We start from the raw sequence: 16,452 nt of genomic DNA on the forward strand, positions 1-16,452 counted from the left end.
CCCCGGGGCGGCCCTCCGCCGTTCTCGGTAGGGGCGCGGGCGCGATCCCGAGGGTGGCTTCCTGACACACTTCGAGGTCCGCGTGCGAGCGGGAGCGACGGTGTCCGCCTCTGGACACCCTTGGGGTGCCGCGGAGTTCGGATCGCGTACCGCTGTCCGACTCGAAGGCCGGCGGACGGCGACCGCGCCCCGCTGTGGCACCATCCTCGGAGCGTGCGAGTGCGATTCGACAGGGGGGTGGCGAGATGCCACTGGTTGCGATTCAGCCTTCCTACGGGAATTCCGTGGCTCGGCGGCATTGGGGTGACACGCTCGACAACAAGGTGTCCTTCGGGAAGGGCAAGCACGGAGCCGCGTTGTCCGGCAAGCAGCACGAGGCCCTGATGAGGCTCCATCCCTCGGGCACGGCCCGATTCTGGGGCGCGACCGCCGTGCAGGACAAGAACATGACGCGGCTGCGCACAGGGGATGTCGTGCTGTTCACCGGGCAGAAGCTGGTGAGGGGCATCGGTGAGGTCGGTGTCGCGTTCAGGAACGCGGAATTCGCCGACACCATGTGGACACCTGACGCCGAAAAGGGCAGCTGGCACAACGTCTACAGCCTTCTGGCCTTCCGTCACACGGAGATCCCCTACTCGGAGATCTGGGATCTGCCGAGCTTCAACGCGGGTGACAACTTCATGGGGCTCCGGATACTCGAGGGTTCCAAGGCCGAGGAGATCCTCGAGGGGCTGGGGATCGGCACGTCCACCGAGGAACGGCGCAAGTCCGTCCGAGACGCTGAGGTGGCCAGGGCCATCGCCCAGGGCACCAAGGTGGTACCTGTCGAAGGGTTCCACACCTCGCATGCCACCTACCGGCGCGACGAGCGGGAGATACAGGTGCGCCGGGCCGAGCCTCTTCTGGTCGCGGAGTACAAGACGACCCTGCACGGCGCCGAGGTCGACCGGTTGCGCACGCCGTCAGGGATCACGGACCTCCACGTGGTGGGCGGCGACGGGACGGAGATCATCGAGGCCAAGAGCGGTGCCGATCACAGTTACGTGAGGATGGCGCTCGGTCAGTTGCTCGACTACGCGCCGCACAGCCCCCTCCCGGCCGACCGGCTCGGTGCCCTGTTCCCGGTTCGTCCCGCGGAAGCGGACATCGCGCTCCTGCATCGCTACGGGATCGACTGCCTCTTCCGCACGGCGCCGGGTGCGTTCGAGCGGCTCGCGGCGCCGGACGAGGTCAGGGACCGTATGCGCGACCTGTGGTCAGGGTGATGTCCGCGACCACGTCCGGCCCGTCCAGCCGTCTCCGGGTCCTGGAAGCCGACAGCCGGTCCCCTGTCGGGAACGTCAGTGCGAAATCGGTCCTGCTGTTCGCGTGGCGGAGGGATGGCGGAGGGCGGCGCGCCGGGGGTGCTCACTCCTTCGGGTGAGATCGTCGGGGGGTGTTCCCCGGTGGGGTGTGCGGTCGGCAGAATCGACGCGGCCGCAGGGGCGGACCTGTGGGCCGCAGGGCCTTCGGGCGCTGTCGGGGGCTCGGGAAGGGCCGTGCATGATCCGTACGAGGTCGTTGGTCTCCGATGGCTCCCGGCTCCGCCGGCTGGCCCCGCTCGCTCTTCCCACCGCGTGGGGTGCGGTGGCCGTGGCATGGAAGTTCGGCTGTCCGCTGGCCCGGCAGCCCGGGCTGCCGATGAGGATCGCCACCAGTGTCGTCTTTCTCACCGTGGGCATCGGGCTCGTGCTCGGGGTGCGGCGCGGGTTCGCGCGGGAGCTGGCGCTCGTGCGGGCCGTCGCCGACGCCACCCAGCAGGTGCTGCTGCGCCCGCCGCCCGCCCGGCTCGACGGACTCGCCCTCGCCGCAGGGCAGTTGTCCGCCTCGCGGGGGGCGTCCGTCGGCGGGGACCTGTACGAGGCGGTGGCCACCCCGTACGGCGTGCGGATCGTCATCGGGGACGTGCGGGGGCATGGCCTCGCGGCGCTGGGCGCCGTGGTCGCCGTGCTCGGGAGCTTTCGTGAGGCCGCGCACGACGAGGCCGAGCTGGGCGGGGTGCTGCGGCGCCTCGAGCGGGCCCTGGAGCGGCATCTGCGGGAGCGGGCCCGGGACGAGCATCCGGCGCGGAGCGGAACGGCGCCCGAGCATCCGGCGGCGGAGGAGTTCGTGACGCTGCTGCTCCTCGAGGTCCGGTCCGACGGGCGGCTCTCCGTGCTCAACTGCGGCCACCCCGGCCCGTACCGCCTCGGCCGCACCGTGGAGCTGCTTCCCGTCGGCGACCCGCTGCCCCCGCTCGGGGTCCTGCCGCTGCCCGCCGCCCTCGCGCCGTACACCGCTGCCCGGTTGAGGCCCGGTGAGACGCTCGTCCTGTACACCGACGGCGCGGAGGAGGCCCGTGACCACCGGGGCCGGTTCTTCGCGCTCGACACCGCGCTGGCCGGGATGCGCGGCGCGGCGCCCGCGGCGCTCGTGCGTGAGGTCCACGCCGCCCTGCTGCACCACACGGGCGGGCGGCTCACCGACGACGTCGCCCTGCTCGTCGTGCGCAACGACCGTGTCCGGGTGCCGGCGCAGCCCGCCGAACCCGGGCTGCGCCGCCCCCGGCCCGCCCCCTCCTCCCACTGTTGAGAAGAGGGGCCGGGACCGGTGCCGCCCGCCCCGCCACGGAGTGTCGGGCAGATCAGCGGGGCGGGCGACACGGACCGGGCGGCCGCACTGTTTGAGGGGGGAGCCGGCGGCCCGGTCTTCGCCTTGCGGCGAGAAGCACAGTCAAGCGGTACGGGGACGAGCACGGCAGAGTACGCGGACCGGAAGAACGAGTACTTCGTTCACACCCCGTGCGAAATCCTCCCGTAGCCGTCGGGGAGCGCTGACTCGAAGGGGTTCTCCGGAGTAGTTCGGTCCGTACGAATTCGGCCACCGCTACGCTGAGTTCACCGCGATCGAGCCGAGCGGCCGGGGCGGACCGGAGCGACCGGAGCGGTCATGCAGCCCAACACCTTGCTCGATGCCCTGCTCGACGAAGCGGGCGTCTCGAACGCCGGCCTCGCCGCCCATGTGAACCGGGCCGGCCGGGCCCGGGGCCTGGCCCTGCGCTACGAACACACCGCTGTGGCGCGCTGGTTGAAGGGCCAGCGGCCGCGCGGGCAGGTGCCGGACCTGATCTGCGAGGTGCTCGCCGCCCGGCTGCACCGGCAGGTGACCCTGGACGACATCGGCTTCGGGGTGCCCGACGGGCCCGTGCTCGCGGTCGGTTCACCGCTCTCCGGGTTCGTCGAGCGCGCGGCCGCCCTGTGGCGGTCCGACGAGCAGCAGCGGCCGCACATAGTCGCCGCCCCCGCCGTGACCGGCACACCGGCCGTGATGCCCGTATGGGAGTGGGAGAACCCGCCGGAGGACGTGGACGTCTCCCGGATCGGCCGGACGACGGTCTCCGTCTCCGACATCACCGTGCTGAGCGCCGCCCGGTCCCACTACGAGCAGATGTACCGCAAGGCCGGGGGCATCGCGACCCGCGCCCGGATCGTCGGCTTCCTCACCGCCGAGACGGCGCCGCTGCTGCGGGGCTCGTACAGTGACGCCCTCGGCCGGCGGCTGCACCGTGCCACCGGCGGGCTCGTGGCGGTGGCGGGCATCTGCGCGTACGACGCCGACGCGCACGGTCTGGCCCAGCGCTACTTCCACCAGGCCCTGCGGCTCGCGAAGGCGAGCGGGGACCGGGGCCTCGGCGCCTATGTGATCGCGCTCCTCGTCAACCAGTCGCTGTTCATGGGGGAGTACCGGCAGGCGGTGGCGTTCGCGGAGGCGGCGCTGCGGACGGCCGGGCGGCAGATCACTCCGGCGCTGGCCGCCGATCTGACGGCGATGCAGGCGAAGGCGTACGCGCATCTGGGCGACGGCTCTGCCGCGCTGGCCTGCATCCGGCGGGCCGAGGCCGCGGCCGAGCGGATCAGCCCGGGGGACGAGCCGGCGGAGACGGGCTATGTCCAGCCGGGTCTCGTCAACGTCCAGGTCGCCGAGGCCCTGCTCAGTCTGGGTGATCTCGGCGCGGCCCACGAGCACGCGGCGATGGCCGTAGGGGTGCCCTCGCACGACCGGGGCCGGGTGCACCGGCTCGCCATGCTGTGTCAGATCGAGCTGCGCCAGGGGGAGGCCGACGCGGCGGCGCGGACGGCCTTGGAGATGACCGAGCGGGCGCGGGGGATGGAGTCGCGGCGGCTGCGCGACCGGCTGCGGCAGGTGCGGGAGCACCTCCTGGCCAGCGGTGGAGGCGACGCCCGGGAGGCGGCGGCGCTGATCGACGGGGCGCTGCGCGTTCCCCTGTGAGCCGCGAACTGCTGCGATATTGCCACCAAACAAGCACCGACCAGTCGGAAGGTGGCAAGAACGTGCAGTGGACGAAACTGAGCGAACGCTCTGTCTATGAGAATCGCTGGTTCCAGGTGAACCTCGCGGACGTCGAACTCCCGGACGGCCGCCGCCTCGACCACTATCTGATCCGGCTCCGCCCGGTCGCCGTCGCGACGGCCGTCAACGAGGCCGACGAAGTCCTGATGCTCTGGCGCCATCGCTTCATCACCGACAGCTGGGGCTGGGAACTGGCCGCCGGAGTCGTCGAGGACGGCGAGGAGATCGAAGTCGCCGCCGCCCGCGAGATGGAGGAGGAGACCGGCTGGCGGCCGGGGCCGCTGCGCCATCTCCTCACCGTCGAGCCCTCCAACGGCCTCACCGACGCCCGCCATCACCTCTACTGGGCGGAGACGGCCACCTACACGGGGCCGCCCGAGGACGCCTTCGAGTCCTCGCGGCGGGCCTGGGTGCCGCTGAAACAGGTCCCCGACATGATCGCCCGGGGCGAGATCCCGGCCGCGAACATGGCCGCGGGGCTGCTGATGCTCCACCATCTGCGGCTGGGCTGAGCAGCGGGTGAAACAGCCGGACGGCCCGTACCTGTGCGTGTGTACGGGCCGTCCGGTGTCCTGGGGGATCAGGGGTACGGGTAGAAGCCCGAGCCCGTCTTCCGGCCGAGCCGGCCCGCGTCCACCATGCGCTGGAGCAGCGGGGGAGCGGCGTACAGCGGCTCCTTGAACTCGGCGTACATCGAGTCGGCGATCGACGCGATCGTGTCGAGGCCGATGAGGTCCGAGAGCTTCAGCGGACCCATCGGGTGGGCGCAGCCGAACTCCATGCCGTTGTCGATGTCGTCGCGGCTCGCGATGCCCGACTCGAACATCCGGATCGCGGAGAGCAGGTACGGCACGAGCAGCGCGTTGACCACGAAGCCGGAGCGGTCCTGCGCGCGGATCGCGTGCTTGCCGAGGGTCTTCTCCGCGAAGGCCTGGGCCCGGCTGATCGTGCCCTCGGAGGTGGTGAGGGCCGGGATCAGCTCGACGAGCTTCTGCACCGGGGCCGGGTTGAAGAAGTGGATGCCGATGACCTGGTCGGGGCGAGAGGTCGCCACGGCCAGCTTCACCAGCGGGATCGAGGAGGTGTTGGAGGCCAGGATGGCGTCCGGCCGGGTCATCACCTGGTCGAGGACCTGGAAGATCTCGGTCTTGACCTGCTCGTTCTCCACGACCGCCTCGATGACGAGGTCGCGGTCGGCGAACTCGCCCAGGTCGGTGGTGAAGCTGAGGCGGGCGAGCGTCGCGTCCCGCTCCTCCTCGCTGATCTTGCCGCGTTCGGCGGCCTTCGCCAGCGAGTTGTAGAGCCGTGTGCGGCCGATCTCCAGCGCCTCGCCGGTGGTCTCGGCGACCTTCACCTCAAGGCCGCTCCGGGCACACACCTCTGCGATGCCCGCGCCCATCTGGCCGCAGCCCACCACTCCGACGCGCTCAATGTCGGCCATGGAGTCCGTCACCTCGTGCCTTTCGCTCTTCTCTGGCGGCGGGGCCCGTGTGATTCCGGTGCGTCCGCCTCGACCCCACGACGTTACCGCTCATTAACCGATGATCGATCGGCCGGGGCGGGCATGCTGTCCGGGTGGGTGTGACGTATCCGACACGGGAGGGGTACAAGTGCGGCCTATCGGCAGAAGAGGCTTCGTGGCGGGGGCGGCTGCCGGGGCGGCGTCGGCCGTGACGGGCGGGGGAGCGGCGGCGGACGGGGAAGCGGGGACCGGCGCGGAAACGGGACCGGGCAGGGACGCGCGAGCAGCCGGAGGGACGGCTGCCGACGTCGCTCCCGAGGGGCCCGCGAGCCCGACCGCCCGCTCCGACTTCCGCGGTGTGTGGATCGCCACGGTCTTCAACCGCGACTGGCCCTCCCGTGCCGGCCTGACCGCCGAGGCGCAGCGCGCCGAGCTCCTCGTCCATCTGGACACCGCCGTCGAGCGCCGGCTCAACGCGGTGGTCCTCCAGGTCCGGCCCACCGCCGACGCGCTCTGGCCCTCGACGTACGAACCGTGGACGGAGTTCCTGACCGGGACGCAGGGCCGCGACCCCGGCTGGGACCCGCTGGGCACGGCCGTCGAGGAGGCCCATGCGCGGGGGCTCGAACTGCACGCCTGGTTCAACCCGTACCGCGTGGCGAATCACACCGACCCGACCCGGCTCGTCGCCGATCATCCGGCCCGGCTCCACCCCGAGTGGGTGCGGCCGTACGGCGGGAAGCTCTACTACGACCCCGGGCTGCCCGAGGTCCGGCGGTTCACCCAGGACGCGATGCTGGACGCCCTGCGGCGCTACGACGTGGACGCCGTCCACTGGGACGACTACTTCTATCCGTATCCGGTGGCCGGGGAGGCCTTCGGCGACGACGAGGCGTACGCGCGGTACGGCGCGGACTTCCCCGACAGGGCGTCCTGGCGGCGGAACAACACCGATCTGCTGGTCTCGGAGATGTCGGTCCGGATCAAGGCCGTCAAGCCGCACGTGGCCTTCGGCGTCAGTCCCTTCGGGGTCTGGCGGAACATCGCCCGGGACCCGGAGGGCTCGGACACCCGGGCCGGTGTCGCCACCTACGACGACCTGTACGCCGACACCCGGAAATGGATCCGGGAGGGCTGGATCGACTACGTCGTACCTCAGCTGTACTGGCACATCGGCCTGCCCGCCGCCGACTACGCCACGCTGCTGCCCTGGTGGGACGCGGTGGTACGGGGCACCGGCGTCGGCCTCTACGTCGGCGAGGCGCTCTACAAGGCGGGCGACCCCGCCCAGCCCGCCGCCTGGCAGGACCCCGGGGAGCTGTCACGGCACCTGGAACTGGCCGCCGCCCTACCGGCGGTCGGCGGCCACTGCTTCTTCTCCGCCCTGGACGTCGCGAAGGACCCGATCGGGGCGATGGCCACCGTGGTGGCGGATCACTACCCGACCAGGGTCCGGGCGCCGGGCCGGGGCTGACCGGGAGAGGGGATCAGCTCGTGCCCGCCTCGGGGTGATGGCGCACGACGGTGTCGGGGCCCGGAGACATCAGGGCCTCGTGGCCGTCGTCGTCGAACTTGACGCGGTACGGGGGCGTGCCGTTCTCCCCCAGTACCTGAAGAACCTCGGCCGTACGGTCGTGGTGACCGACGGTCCTGCCGTGCATCAGCAGTTTGTCGCCCACGTTCGCCTGCATCGGGGTGACCTCCTCGCGACCGGGCTTGTGCTGTTCGGGGCTATGTCTGCCATTGTGTCCCGTATCGCCCCGATCCGCCGCGTCAGCTCTTCGCCCGCTGGGTCACCGCGATGCAGACGAGCACCGCCACCGCCGCGAGCGGGGCGGCGAGGGGCAGGGTCTCGCCGAGCAGGACGACCGACCAGACCAGGGTGAGGAGCGGCTGCCCGAGCTGGAGCTGGCTCGCCCTGGGGATGCCGATCGAGGCCATGCCCCGGTACCAGACGTACAGGCCGAAGAAGGTGGAACCGGCCGCGACCCAGACCAGTCCGATGACGCCGTGGGCGTTCAGGTGGACCGGCTCCAGGGACAGCGCCACGGCCGAGCCGACCGCCATCAGCGGCAGGCAGAGCATCAGGGCCCAGCCGATGACGTGCCAGCCCGGCATGAGCCGCGCGAGACGGCCGCCCTCGGTGTAGCCGGCCGCGCACACGAGGAGCGCGCCGAACAGGTACAGGTCGCCCCGCGACACGGCCCCGCCGCTCTGCTGCACCGTGAAGGCGAGCACGACGACCGCGCCCGACACGGCCGCGCACCAGAAGGTGCGGGACGGCCTGCGCTTGGTCCGCAGCGCGGCGAAGGCCGCCGTGGTGAGCGGGAGCAGGCCGACGACGACGGCGGCGTGCGAGGTGGTGGAGGTCTGCAGGGCCAGGCTCGTCAGGAGCGGGAAGCCGATGACGACTCCGCCGGCGACCACGGCGAGGCCCGCCCAGTGGCGCCGGTCCGGCAGCGGCACCCGGCCGGCGAGGAGGAACGCGCCCGCGAGGAGGGCGGCGAGCGTGGAGCGCACGGCCACGAGCGACCAGGGGCCGAAGCTCTCCAGGCCCCAGACGGTCGACGGGAACGTGAGCGAGAAGCAGACCACGCCGAGGGCGGCGAGCAGGGTGCCGCGGGGGAGAGGGTCGGGACGGCTCCCGCTCGGGTCGGTGGCGGCGTCGCCGCGGGCGACGGGTCCTCGTCGCCGCGCCACCGCCGAGCCGCCGCCGGAGCGGACGGCGTGGCCGGCGTCTCCCGCGCCGGCGGTGCCGCCGGTGCCGTCGATGCGTCCCGCGCTGTCGGTGCTTCCCGCGCCGCCAGTACCTTCCGCGCCGCCGGTGTGGACGCCGTCGCCCGCGCGGACGGTTCCGCCGGTGCGGTCCGTCGTGGTGACCGCTATCGTCGTGATCGCAGTAGCGCTATCCTGTGCTCTCATGAGTGAGCGTAGCAGTGTGGCCGAACTGGCGCATTCCTTGAGGGCTGAGCTGAACCGCTATCCATCTGGTGGAAAGCTGCCGTCGAGTCGCGCCCTCGTGGAGCGCTATCGGGTCTCCCCGGTGACCGTCACCCGGGCCCTCGCGCAGCTCGCCGCCGAGGGGCTCGTCGTCACCCGCCCCGGCGCCGGTGCCTTCCGTGCCGAGCCCCGTGCCACCACCCCCGACGCGGGCGACACCTCCTGGCAGGAGGTCGCCCTCAGCGCCGACGCCGCCACCGAGCTCGTCCCCCGGGCCGTCGACGCCTCCGGCGTCCTCGTCACCCTGGCCGCCCCGCCGCCCGGCGTCGTCGAGTTCAACGGCGGCTACCTCCACCCCTCGCTCCAGCCGGAGCGCGCCCTCGCCGCCGCGCTCGCCCGCGCCGGACGCCGCCCCGGCGCCTGGGGCAGGCCGCCCACCGACGGCCTGCCCGAGCTGCGCGAGTGGTTCGCCCGCGAGATCGGCGGCAGCGTCACCGCCGCCGACCTCCTCATCACCGCCGGCGGCCAGTCCGCCATCACCACCGCCCTGCGCGCCCTCGCCCCGCCCGGGACCCCCGTCCTCGTCGAGTCGCCGACGTACCCGGGCATGCTCGCCGTGGCCCGTGCGGCCGGACTGCGTCCCGTCCCCGTGCCGGCCGACGCCGACGGGGTCCGCCCCGATCTCCTCGAAGCCGCCTTCCGCGCCACCGGCGCCCGTGTCCTCGTCTGCCAGCCGCTCTTCCAGAACCCCACCGGGGCGGTGCTCGGCCCCGAACGGCGCCGCGAGGTGCTCCGCATCGCCCGCGCCGCCGGAGCCTTCGTCGTCGAGGACGACTTCGCCCGCCGGCTCGTCCACGAGGACGCGCCGCCGCTCCCCGCGCCGCTCGCCGCCGAGGACCCCGACGGTGTGGTCGTCCACGTCTGCTCCCTCACCAAGGCCACCTCGCCGAGCCTGCGGGTCGGCGCCCTCGCCGCCCGCGGGCCCGTCCTGGAACGCCTCCGCGCCATCCAGGTCGTCGACAGCTTCTTCGTCCCCCGGCCGCTCCAGGAGGCCGCGCTCGAACTCGTCGGCTCCCCGGCCTGGCACCGCCATCTGCGGGCCGTCGCCCAGGAGCTCAAGGGCCGGCGGGACCTGCTGAGCGGCGCCCTCGCCCACCGGCTGCCCGCGTTCGCCCTGCCGCACCTCCCGTACGGCGGCCACCACCTCTGGCTCCGGCTGCCCGACGGCGTCCCGGAGGCGGCGCTGGTCGCCGCCGCCCTGCGGGCCGGTGTCGCCGTGGCCCCCGGCCGCCCGTACTTCTGCGCCGAACCCCCCGCCGGCCACATCCGGCTGAGTTTCGCGGGTGTCGCGGGCCCCACGGAGATCGCGGAGGGCGTGCGCCGCCTGCGGACCGCGGTCGACGAGCTCGCCGTCTGAGCGCCGTCGCCGGGCGGCGCGGGGGAGCGGCCCCCCGCCCGCCCGGCCCCGGAGCGCCCCGGCCCGGGCAAATTCACCTGACAAGCCCCGGTGTCACTGGAACCCTTCGGGCATGAGCGACAGCGCCACCACGGACACCCCCGTCATGCACGGGACGTACGAGATCTCAGCCGACCCCGCACGGATTGACGCCGCCCGTGTGCACCACTGGCTGTCCACGGACTCCTACTGGGCCCACGGCCGACCTCGGGAGAAGCAGGACCGGGCCATCGAGGGCTCGCTCAACATCGGTGCCTACGACCGGGAGACCGGCGAGATGGCCGCCTACGCGCGCGTGGTCACCGACTACGCCACCTTCGCCTGGCTCTGCGACGTCTACGTCGACCGCCAGGCCCGCGGCACCGGCCTCGGCACGGCGCTCGTCACCGCCGTCCGCGACCGCCTCGCGCCGTACGGACTGCGCCGCATCATGCTCGCCACGGCCGACGCGCACGGTGTGTACGAGAAGGTCGGTTTCACGCCACTGCAGAATCCGGACAAGTGGATGGCTCTCGGGCAGCAGTGAACCGGAGCCTCTCCGGCCCCGGGGAATGACCCCTTGACCTGCGGAGCCTTCGGCCTCACGATCGCGCCCATGGGTCTTCGGGTGACGCTCGTCACGGCGGCACGCAGCTCCTCCCTGCTCGCCGAACGCTTCGACGACGACCGGCCACTGGACGAGGCCGGCTGGTACGAGGTGCAGCAGGCCGCGCCCGCGCTCATCCCGCTCGGCGCGGCCGAACTGCGCTACTGCTCCCCGACCCCGCGCAGCCGCGCCACCGGCACCGCCCTCGGCTACGCACCGCTGGCCCAGCCGGCGCTCCGCGACTGCGACATGGGCCGCTGGCGCGGCCTGACCCTGGCCGAGGTGGCCGCCCTCGAACCGGCCGCCGTCGACGCCTGGCTCACCGACGCCCGCACCGCCCCGCACGGCGGCGAACCCCTCCTCGCCTTCATCACCCGGATAGGGAACTGGCTCGACACCCGGCCGGCCGAGGACGGCGAGATCGTCGCCGTCGCCGAACCCTCCGTCGTACGGGCCGCCCTCGTGTACGCCCTGAAGGCGCCGCCCGCCACGTACTGGAACGTCGACGTCCGCCCCCTCTCCACCGTCACCCTCACCGGCCGCCCCGGCCTCTGGCACCTCCAGCTCGACGCCGCCCTGCGCTGAGCGACCCGGCCCGCCCCGACCAACGCGGCCCCGCCCCACGAGCCCCGCCCCGACGGACCCGGCCCCTCCCGACGGGCCCCGCCCCACGAGCCCCGCCCCGACGGGCCCGGCCCCTCCCGACGGGCCTCGCCCGGCGCGGCGACGGGCCCTCGAAGCCGCCGACGCGCACGTGGCGGGGGGAGAGACCGCCCGCGACCGGCTAGCCTGAGGGCACGATGAACCGTTTGACCACGTCATGGGGCGCCTTCACGCTGACCCGCCATCCCGAGGACCCGCGCGATCAGCTGCGCGCCTGGGACGCGTCCGACGAGTACCTCCTGGGCCGGTTGGCCGAGGACGGCACCGACCTGTCCGGCACCGTCGCCGTCCTCGGCGACCGCTGGGGAGCCCTCGTCACCGCACTCCAGGCCGCCGGCCCCGGGGAGCTCGTCCAGATCTCCGACTCGTACCTCGGGCGGCAGGCCACGCGGGCCAACCTCGCGCGCGCCGGTGCCGCCCCGGACGCCGTCCGGCTGCTCACCACCCAGGACCCGCCGCCGGAGCGGATCGACGTCCTCCTCGTCCGCGTCCCCAAGAGCCTCGCGCTCCTGGAGGACCAGCTGCACCGGCTCGCACCCGCCGTGCACGAGGGAACCGTGGTCCTCGGCACCGGCATGGTCAAGGAGATCCACACCTCCACGCTGCGGCTCTTCGAGCGGATCATCGGGCCCACCCGTACCTCGCTCGCGGTGAAGAAGGCGCGGCTGATCCACACCACGCCCGACCCGGCCGTCACCCCGCGCCCGAACCCGTGGCCGCACCGCTACGACCTGCCGGCCGACACCCCCGCGCCCGGGCTGCCCGGTCTGACCGTCACCAACCACGCCGGGGTCTTCTGCGCCGACCGCCTCGACATCGGCACCCGCTTCCTCCTGGCGAACCTGCCCGGCGGCATCGGCCGGGTCCGCGTCGCCGACCTCGGCTGCGGCAACGGCGTGGTCGGCCTCGCCATCGCGCTGCACGAGCCCGACGCGGAACTGATCTTCACCGACGAGTCGTACCAGGCGGTCGCCTCGGCCGAGGAGAACTTCCGTACGCACGTGGGCGAGGGGCGCAAGGCCGAGTTCCTCGTCGGCGACGGGCTCGCCGACGTACCCGACGGCTCGGTGGACCTCGTCCTCAACAACCCGCCGTTCCACAGTCACCAGGCCACCACGGACCGCACGGCCCGCCGGATGTTCACGGACGCGCGGCGAGCGCTGCGGCCGGGCGGCGAGCTGTGGGTCATCGGCAACCGTCACCTCGGCTACCACGTCACCCTCCGCCGGATCTTCGGCAACAGCGAACTGGTCGCGAGCGACGCCAAGTTCGTGGTCCTGCGCGCGGTGCGGCAGGCCTAGGGAGCGGTCGCCGGGTCAGGGGCCGAACTGCCCCGGTCACCGGCGGGACCCCACGAGCGGGGCGCGGCCTTCCGGCCGCGCCCCTTCGTCACGCGCCCCAGGTGCGCGAGCACAGGACGAGCTGGTAGCCGTCGGGGTCCTCGACGGTCACGCCGTACTCGTCCCAGTACGGGTTGTGCGCGGCCACCCTCGTGCCGCCGGCGGCGAGCAGCCGCTCCACCTGCGCCTCCTCGACCGGCGCCCCGAGATAGACCACGAACAGGTCCTCGACCGTCGGGGCCGGCTCCACGGGGTGCTCGGGATCGCGGGTCAGCTCGAAGTGCCAACCGCCGCCCTTGGGGCCGACCATGAGCAGGTCGTGCTTGCCGGACACCCGCTCGGTGGTCCGCCACTGCACCTCGAGGCCGAGCCCGTCGACGTAGAACCGCTCGGCGGCGGCCAGATCCCGCGAGGGGCGGGCGACCCGTACGTGGGTCCGCGCATCGATGATCATGCCGTCAGACTAGGCGACACCTCATCGAACAGACCTCCGGGAGCGCCCGCCCGCCGAGCCGCTCGCGTGCCCGCCTGCCAAACCGCTCGCCGGCCCGTCTGCCAAGCCGCTCGCCGGGCGGCCCGCCCGCCGGCCCGCCCGGCGAGCGGCCCGGCTGTCAGGCCAGGCTCACGAGCCCCCGGTACTCCTCGCTCCACAGGTCCTCGTCCGCGTCCGGCAGCAGCAGGACCCGTTCGGGGCGCAGGGCGTCGAGTGCCTCCTCGTCGTGCGTGACCATCACGATCGCGCCCGGGTACGTGCCCACGGCGGCCAGGACCTCGCTGCGGGAGGCGGGGTCCAGGTTGTTCGTGGGCTCGTCGAGCAGCAGGACGTTCGCGCCCGAGTGGACGAGCGCGGCCAGGGCGAGCCGGGTCTTCTCACCGCCGGAGAGCACCCCGGCCGGCTTGTCCGCGTCGTCGCCCCGGAACAGGAACGCGCCCAGGACCGCCCGTACCTCACCGTCCGTCAGCTGCGGAGCCGCGTCGGCGAGGTTCTCCCGGACCGTACGGCCAGGGGCGAGCGTGTCGTGCTCCTGGGCGAAGTAGCCGAGCCGCAGCCCGTGCCCGCGCACGACCCGCCCGGCGTCGGGGGTCTCCTGGCCGGCCAGGATCCGCAACAGGGTCGTCTTTCCCGCCCCGTTGAGGCCGAGGACGACGAGCCGGCTGCCCCGGTCCACGGCGAGGTCCACCCCGTCGAGCACCGGGCGCGGCCCGTACGCCTTGGTGAGCGCGACCGCGCCCAAGGGCATCCGTCCGCAGGACGCGGGCTCCGGGAGCCGGATGCGGGCGACCCGTTCGGCCTGCCGTGCCGGGTCGAGCCCGGCGAGCATCCGGTCGGCCCGGCGGGCCATGCTCCGGGCCGTCGTCGCCGTCGCCACCCGGGACTTCATGCGGTCCGCCTGCGCGTGCAGCGCCGCCGCCTTGCGCTCCGCGTTGGCGCGCTCGCGCACCCGCCGACGCTCGTCGGCCTCCCGCTGGGCGAGGTACGCCTCCCAGCCGGTGTTGTGGACGTCGAGCGCGGCGCGCCCCGGGTCGAGGTGGAAGACCCGGTTGACGGTGTCGGCGAGGAGCCGTACGTCATGGCTGATCAGGACCAGACCGCCCCGGTGGGCGGCGAGGTGCGCGCGCAGCCAGCCGATCGAGTCGGCGTCCAGGTGGTTGGTCGGCTCGTCGAGCAGCAGGGTGTCCTCCCGGCCGTGACCGGCGAAGAGGATCCTGGCCAGCTCGACCCGGCGCTTCTGGCCGCCGGACAGCCGGCCGACGGGCCGGTCCATGACCTCGGCGGGCAGACCGAGACCGGCGGCGACCCGGGCGGCCTCCGCCTCGGCCGCATAGCCGCCGCCCGCCTCGAAGGCGGACTCGGCCCGGTCGTACGCGGCGAGCGCCCGCGCGTCGGGCGCCTCGCCGAGCCGGCGGGCGGCCTCCGCGAGCCGCCGGACGGCCCGGTCGAGGCCACGCGCCGAGAGGATCCGGTCGGTGACGGTCACGCTCGGGTCGGCGGCCCGCGAGTCCTGGGCGAGATGCCCGACGGAGCCGGTACGGGTGACGGTGCCGGCGGCGGGGGCGCGCAGCCCGGCGAGGGTGTCGAGGAGGGTGGTCTTGCCGGCGCCGTTGCGGCCGACGAGGCCGATCCGGTCGCCGGGGCCGACGTGGAGGGAGACGCCGGACAGCAGGAGCCGGGCGCCGACGCGCACGTCGGCACCACGAACGGTGATCATGGGGTAACGCTCCGAAAGGGCTTGAGGACACACGGGTGGCGTGGGTGCGGGTCCTCAGCTAGGAGATTCGGGGCGTGGACATGCTGTCGAGGCTAACGGAGGAGGAGCTCAGGCGCACCGGACTTTCGGCCCCGCGCCCGGACCCCCGCCGCCCCTCCCGTGCCGTCATCCATCGGAGAACACCAGGTCCAGGGCGCGTACCCGGTCCTCGCCCGTGGTGACGGACACGGTGACGATCCGGTCCCGGCGGAGGGTGAACGCCACGGCGGACACGGGCCGCCCGCCGACGAAGGCGACCGCCCCGACCGCGCCGTCGACGAGCGCGGGCCGGGCCACGTCCGCGAACCGCGCGAACGCGGCCGCGCCCTCGGCGACGGCGGGTGCGCCGTGCACCGGGCCCCGCTCGGTGTGGGCGACGACCTCCGGGTCGAGGACGGCCGCGAGCGTACGGGCGTCACGCGCGCGTGCGGCGGCCAGGAACAGGTCCACCACCGCCCGCTGCCGCGCGATGCCCTCCTCGGCGCGCGCCGTCCCGTGGCCCCGGACCCGTTCCCTGGCGCGCCGGGCCAGCCGTGCCACCTCCTCGGGGGAGTCGCCGGTGATGCGGGCCGTCTCGTACGACGGCAGCCCGAACACGTCGTGCAGCACATAGGCGAGCCGCTCCCCGGCCCCCAGGGACTCCAGTACGAGGAACAGCGCGAGCCACACGGACTCGCGTCCGACACCTACGCCGGCCGTGTCCCCTCCTCCGGCCGTGTCCCCTCCTCCGGCGGTGTTCCCTCCTCCGGCCGTGCCACCGACTCCGGCTGTTTCCCCTGGGCCGGCCGTGTCCCCGGCCCCGCCGCCCCCGCACCCGGCCGTGCTCCCGCGCCCGGGCACCTCGCCCGCCCGCCGCCCCTGGGCCCCTCGCGCGCACTCCCGCGCGACCAGCGCCGTCAGCCAGGCGCGTACCGGCGCCCCGTCGTCCCGCCCCAGACCCGCCCGCACCGCCGCGAGCGCCGTATCGGCCTCGGCCTCCGAACCCGTCATCCGCAGGGCCACGCGCCGCAGTTGATCCTCGTGGGCGTCGAAACGCCCGGCCAGGGCGGCCGGAAAGGTGTCGTCGTGCATGGCGCCTCACTCCTCGTCGGTTCCGTCACCGCGTTGACGTGAGGCCCCGTCACGATGTGACAGCACCGGCCACCACCGGCGGAGTCGGCGCCGTACGAGCTCCCGGGCCATGCTCCAGCGGACCTCGGCGAGCTCCGTGCCCGGGGCAGACGGAAGGGCGGCGCGGGGGGGGGGGCGTGGGGCCGGCCGGGCGGGGGTGTGGAGGGGGGGGGGGTGGGCGGGGGGTGGGCAGGGGTCGGGGCACCCCAGGGGGTCCGCTTCGGCCGGGTGGCGGGGGCGGGGGCCGGGGCCGGGGC

Annotated in this window: 15 protein-coding genes; 9 read left to right on the forward strand and 6 right to left on the reverse strand. The window is 73.9% G+C overall.

Annotated elements, in window-relative coordinates; translation table 11 throughout:
• Positions 1–245 precede the first annotated feature (245 nt).
• The 4 genes from ACFQ79_RS37050 (at position 246) to ACFQ79_RS37065 (ending at position 4,901) form a co-directional block, all read left to right on the forward strand.
• Positions 246–1,265: a hypothetical protein gene (locus tag ACFQ79_RS37050; RefSeq protein ID WP_383591816.1), complete on the forward strand. Its 1,020-nt coding sequence runs from the start codon at positions 246–248 to the stop codon at positions 1,263–1,265.
• A 277-nt stretch (positions 1,266–1,542) separates the two neighbouring features.
• Positions 1,543–2,610: a PP2C family protein-serine/threonine phosphatase gene (locus tag ACFQ79_RS37055; protein WP_383591819.1), complete on the forward strand. Its 1,068-nt coding sequence runs from the start codon at positions 1,543–1,545 to the stop codon at positions 2,608–2,610.
• A gap of 357 nt (positions 2,611–2,967) precedes the next feature.
• Entirely contained in the window at positions 2,968–4,308 is a 1,341-nt protein-coding gene (locus ACFQ79_RS37060; protein WP_383591822.1) for a transcriptional regulator, read from the forward strand.
• Positions 4,309–4,370: 62 nt separating this feature from the next.
• Positions 4,371–4,901: an NUDIX hydrolase gene (locus ACFQ79_RS37065; RefSeq protein ID WP_383591825.1), complete on the forward strand. Its 531-nt coding sequence runs from the start codon at positions 4,371–4,373 to the stop codon at positions 4,899–4,901.
• Positions 4,902–4,969: 68 nt separating this feature from the next.
• Here ACFQ79_RS37065 and ACFQ79_RS37070 read toward each other — a convergent pair whose 3' ends face one another.
• The gene (locus ACFQ79_RS37070; RefSeq protein WP_383591828.1) at positions 4,970–5,830 is read right to left on the reverse strand and encodes a 3-hydroxybutyryl-CoA dehydrogenase; all 861 of its coding nucleotides are present in this window, start codon (positions 5,828–5,830) and stop codon (positions 4,970–4,972) included.
• A 196-nt stretch (positions 5,831–6,026) separates the two neighbouring features.
• Here ACFQ79_RS37070 and ACFQ79_RS37075 point away from each other — a divergent pair, with 196 nt between their 5' ends.
• Positions 6,027–7,325, forward strand: a complete 1,299-nt coding sequence (locus tag ACFQ79_RS37075) for a glycoside hydrolase family 10 protein (protein ID WP_383591831.1) — start codon at positions 6,027–6,029, stop codon at positions 7,323–7,325.
• A gap of 13 nt (positions 7,326–7,338) precedes the next feature.
• Here ACFQ79_RS37075 and ACFQ79_RS37080 read toward each other — a convergent pair whose 3' ends face one another.
• Positions 7,339–7,542, reverse strand: a complete 204-nt coding sequence (locus ACFQ79_RS37080; RefSeq protein WP_383591834.1) for a DUF1918 domain-containing protein — start codon at positions 7,540–7,542, stop codon at positions 7,339–7,341.
• A gap of 82 nt (positions 7,543–7,624) precedes the next feature.
• Positions 7,625–8,464, reverse strand: a complete 840-nt coding sequence (locus ACFQ79_RS37085) for a DMT family transporter (RefSeq protein WP_383591851.1) — start codon at positions 8,462–8,464, stop codon at positions 7,625–7,627.
• A gap of 307 nt (positions 8,465–8,771) precedes the next feature.
• Between ACFQ79_RS37085 and ACFQ79_RS37090 the strand changes: the two genes are divergently transcribed.
• The 4 genes from ACFQ79_RS37090 (at position 8,772) to ACFQ79_RS37105 (ending at position 12,797) form a co-directional block, all read left to right on the forward strand.
• On the forward strand, positions 8,772–10,208 hold the full coding sequence (locus ACFQ79_RS37090; protein ID WP_383591837.1) for a PLP-dependent aminotransferase family protein: 1,437 nt from the start codon (positions 8,772–8,774) through the stop codon (positions 10,206–10,208).
• A 112-nt stretch (positions 10,209–10,320) separates the two neighbouring features.
• The gene (locus ACFQ79_RS37095) at positions 10,321–10,773 is read left to right on the forward strand and encodes a GNAT family N-acetyltransferase (protein ID WP_383591840.1); all 453 of its coding nucleotides are present in this window, start codon (positions 10,321–10,323) and stop codon (positions 10,771–10,773) included.
• Positions 10,774–10,842: 69 nt separating this feature from the next.
• Positions 10,843–11,418, forward strand: coding sequence for a histidine phosphatase family protein (locus ACFQ79_RS37100; protein ID WP_319318199.1), 576 nt, complete (start codon positions 10,843–10,845; stop codon positions 11,416–11,418).
• A gap of 215 nt (positions 11,419–11,633) precedes the next feature.
• Entirely contained in the window at positions 11,634–12,797 is a 1,164-nt protein-coding gene (locus tag ACFQ79_RS37105) for a methyltransferase (RefSeq protein ID WP_383591843.1), read from the forward strand.
• 88 nt (positions 12,798–12,885) lie between these two features.
• Here ACFQ79_RS37105 and ACFQ79_RS37110 read toward each other — a convergent pair whose 3' ends face one another.
• The 3 genes from ACFQ79_RS37110 to ACFQ79_RS37120 all read right to left on the reverse strand — a co-directional run bounded on the left by ACFQ79_RS37110 (position 12,886) and on the right by ACFQ79_RS37120 (position 16,156).
• Positions 12,886–13,290: a VOC family protein gene (locus ACFQ79_RS37110; RefSeq protein ID WP_383305562.1), complete on the reverse strand. Its 405-nt coding sequence runs from the start codon at positions 13,288–13,290 to the stop codon at positions 12,886–12,888.
• Positions 13,291–13,447: 157 nt separating this feature from the next.
• Positions 13,448–15,046 (reverse strand): ABC-F family ATP-binding cassette domain-containing protein, encoded by a 1,599-nt coding sequence (locus ACFQ79_RS37115; RefSeq protein ID WP_383591846.1) that lies wholly within the window; start codon positions 15,044–15,046, stop codon positions 13,448–13,450.
• Between the two features lie 165 nt (positions 15,047–15,211).
• The gene (locus ACFQ79_RS37120) at positions 15,212–16,156 is read right to left on the reverse strand and encodes a sigma factor-like helix-turn-helix DNA-binding protein (RefSeq protein ID WP_383591849.1); all 945 of its coding nucleotides are present in this window, start codon (positions 16,154–16,156) and stop codon (positions 15,212–15,214) included.
• Between the last annotated feature and the right edge of the window lie 296 nt (positions 16,157–16,452).

It is taken from the genome of Streptomyces sp. NPDC056480 (assembly GCF_042795405.1).
In the GTDB taxonomy this organism is placed as follows: Bacteria; Actinomycetota; Actinomycetes; order Streptomycetales; family Streptomycetaceae; genus Streptomyces.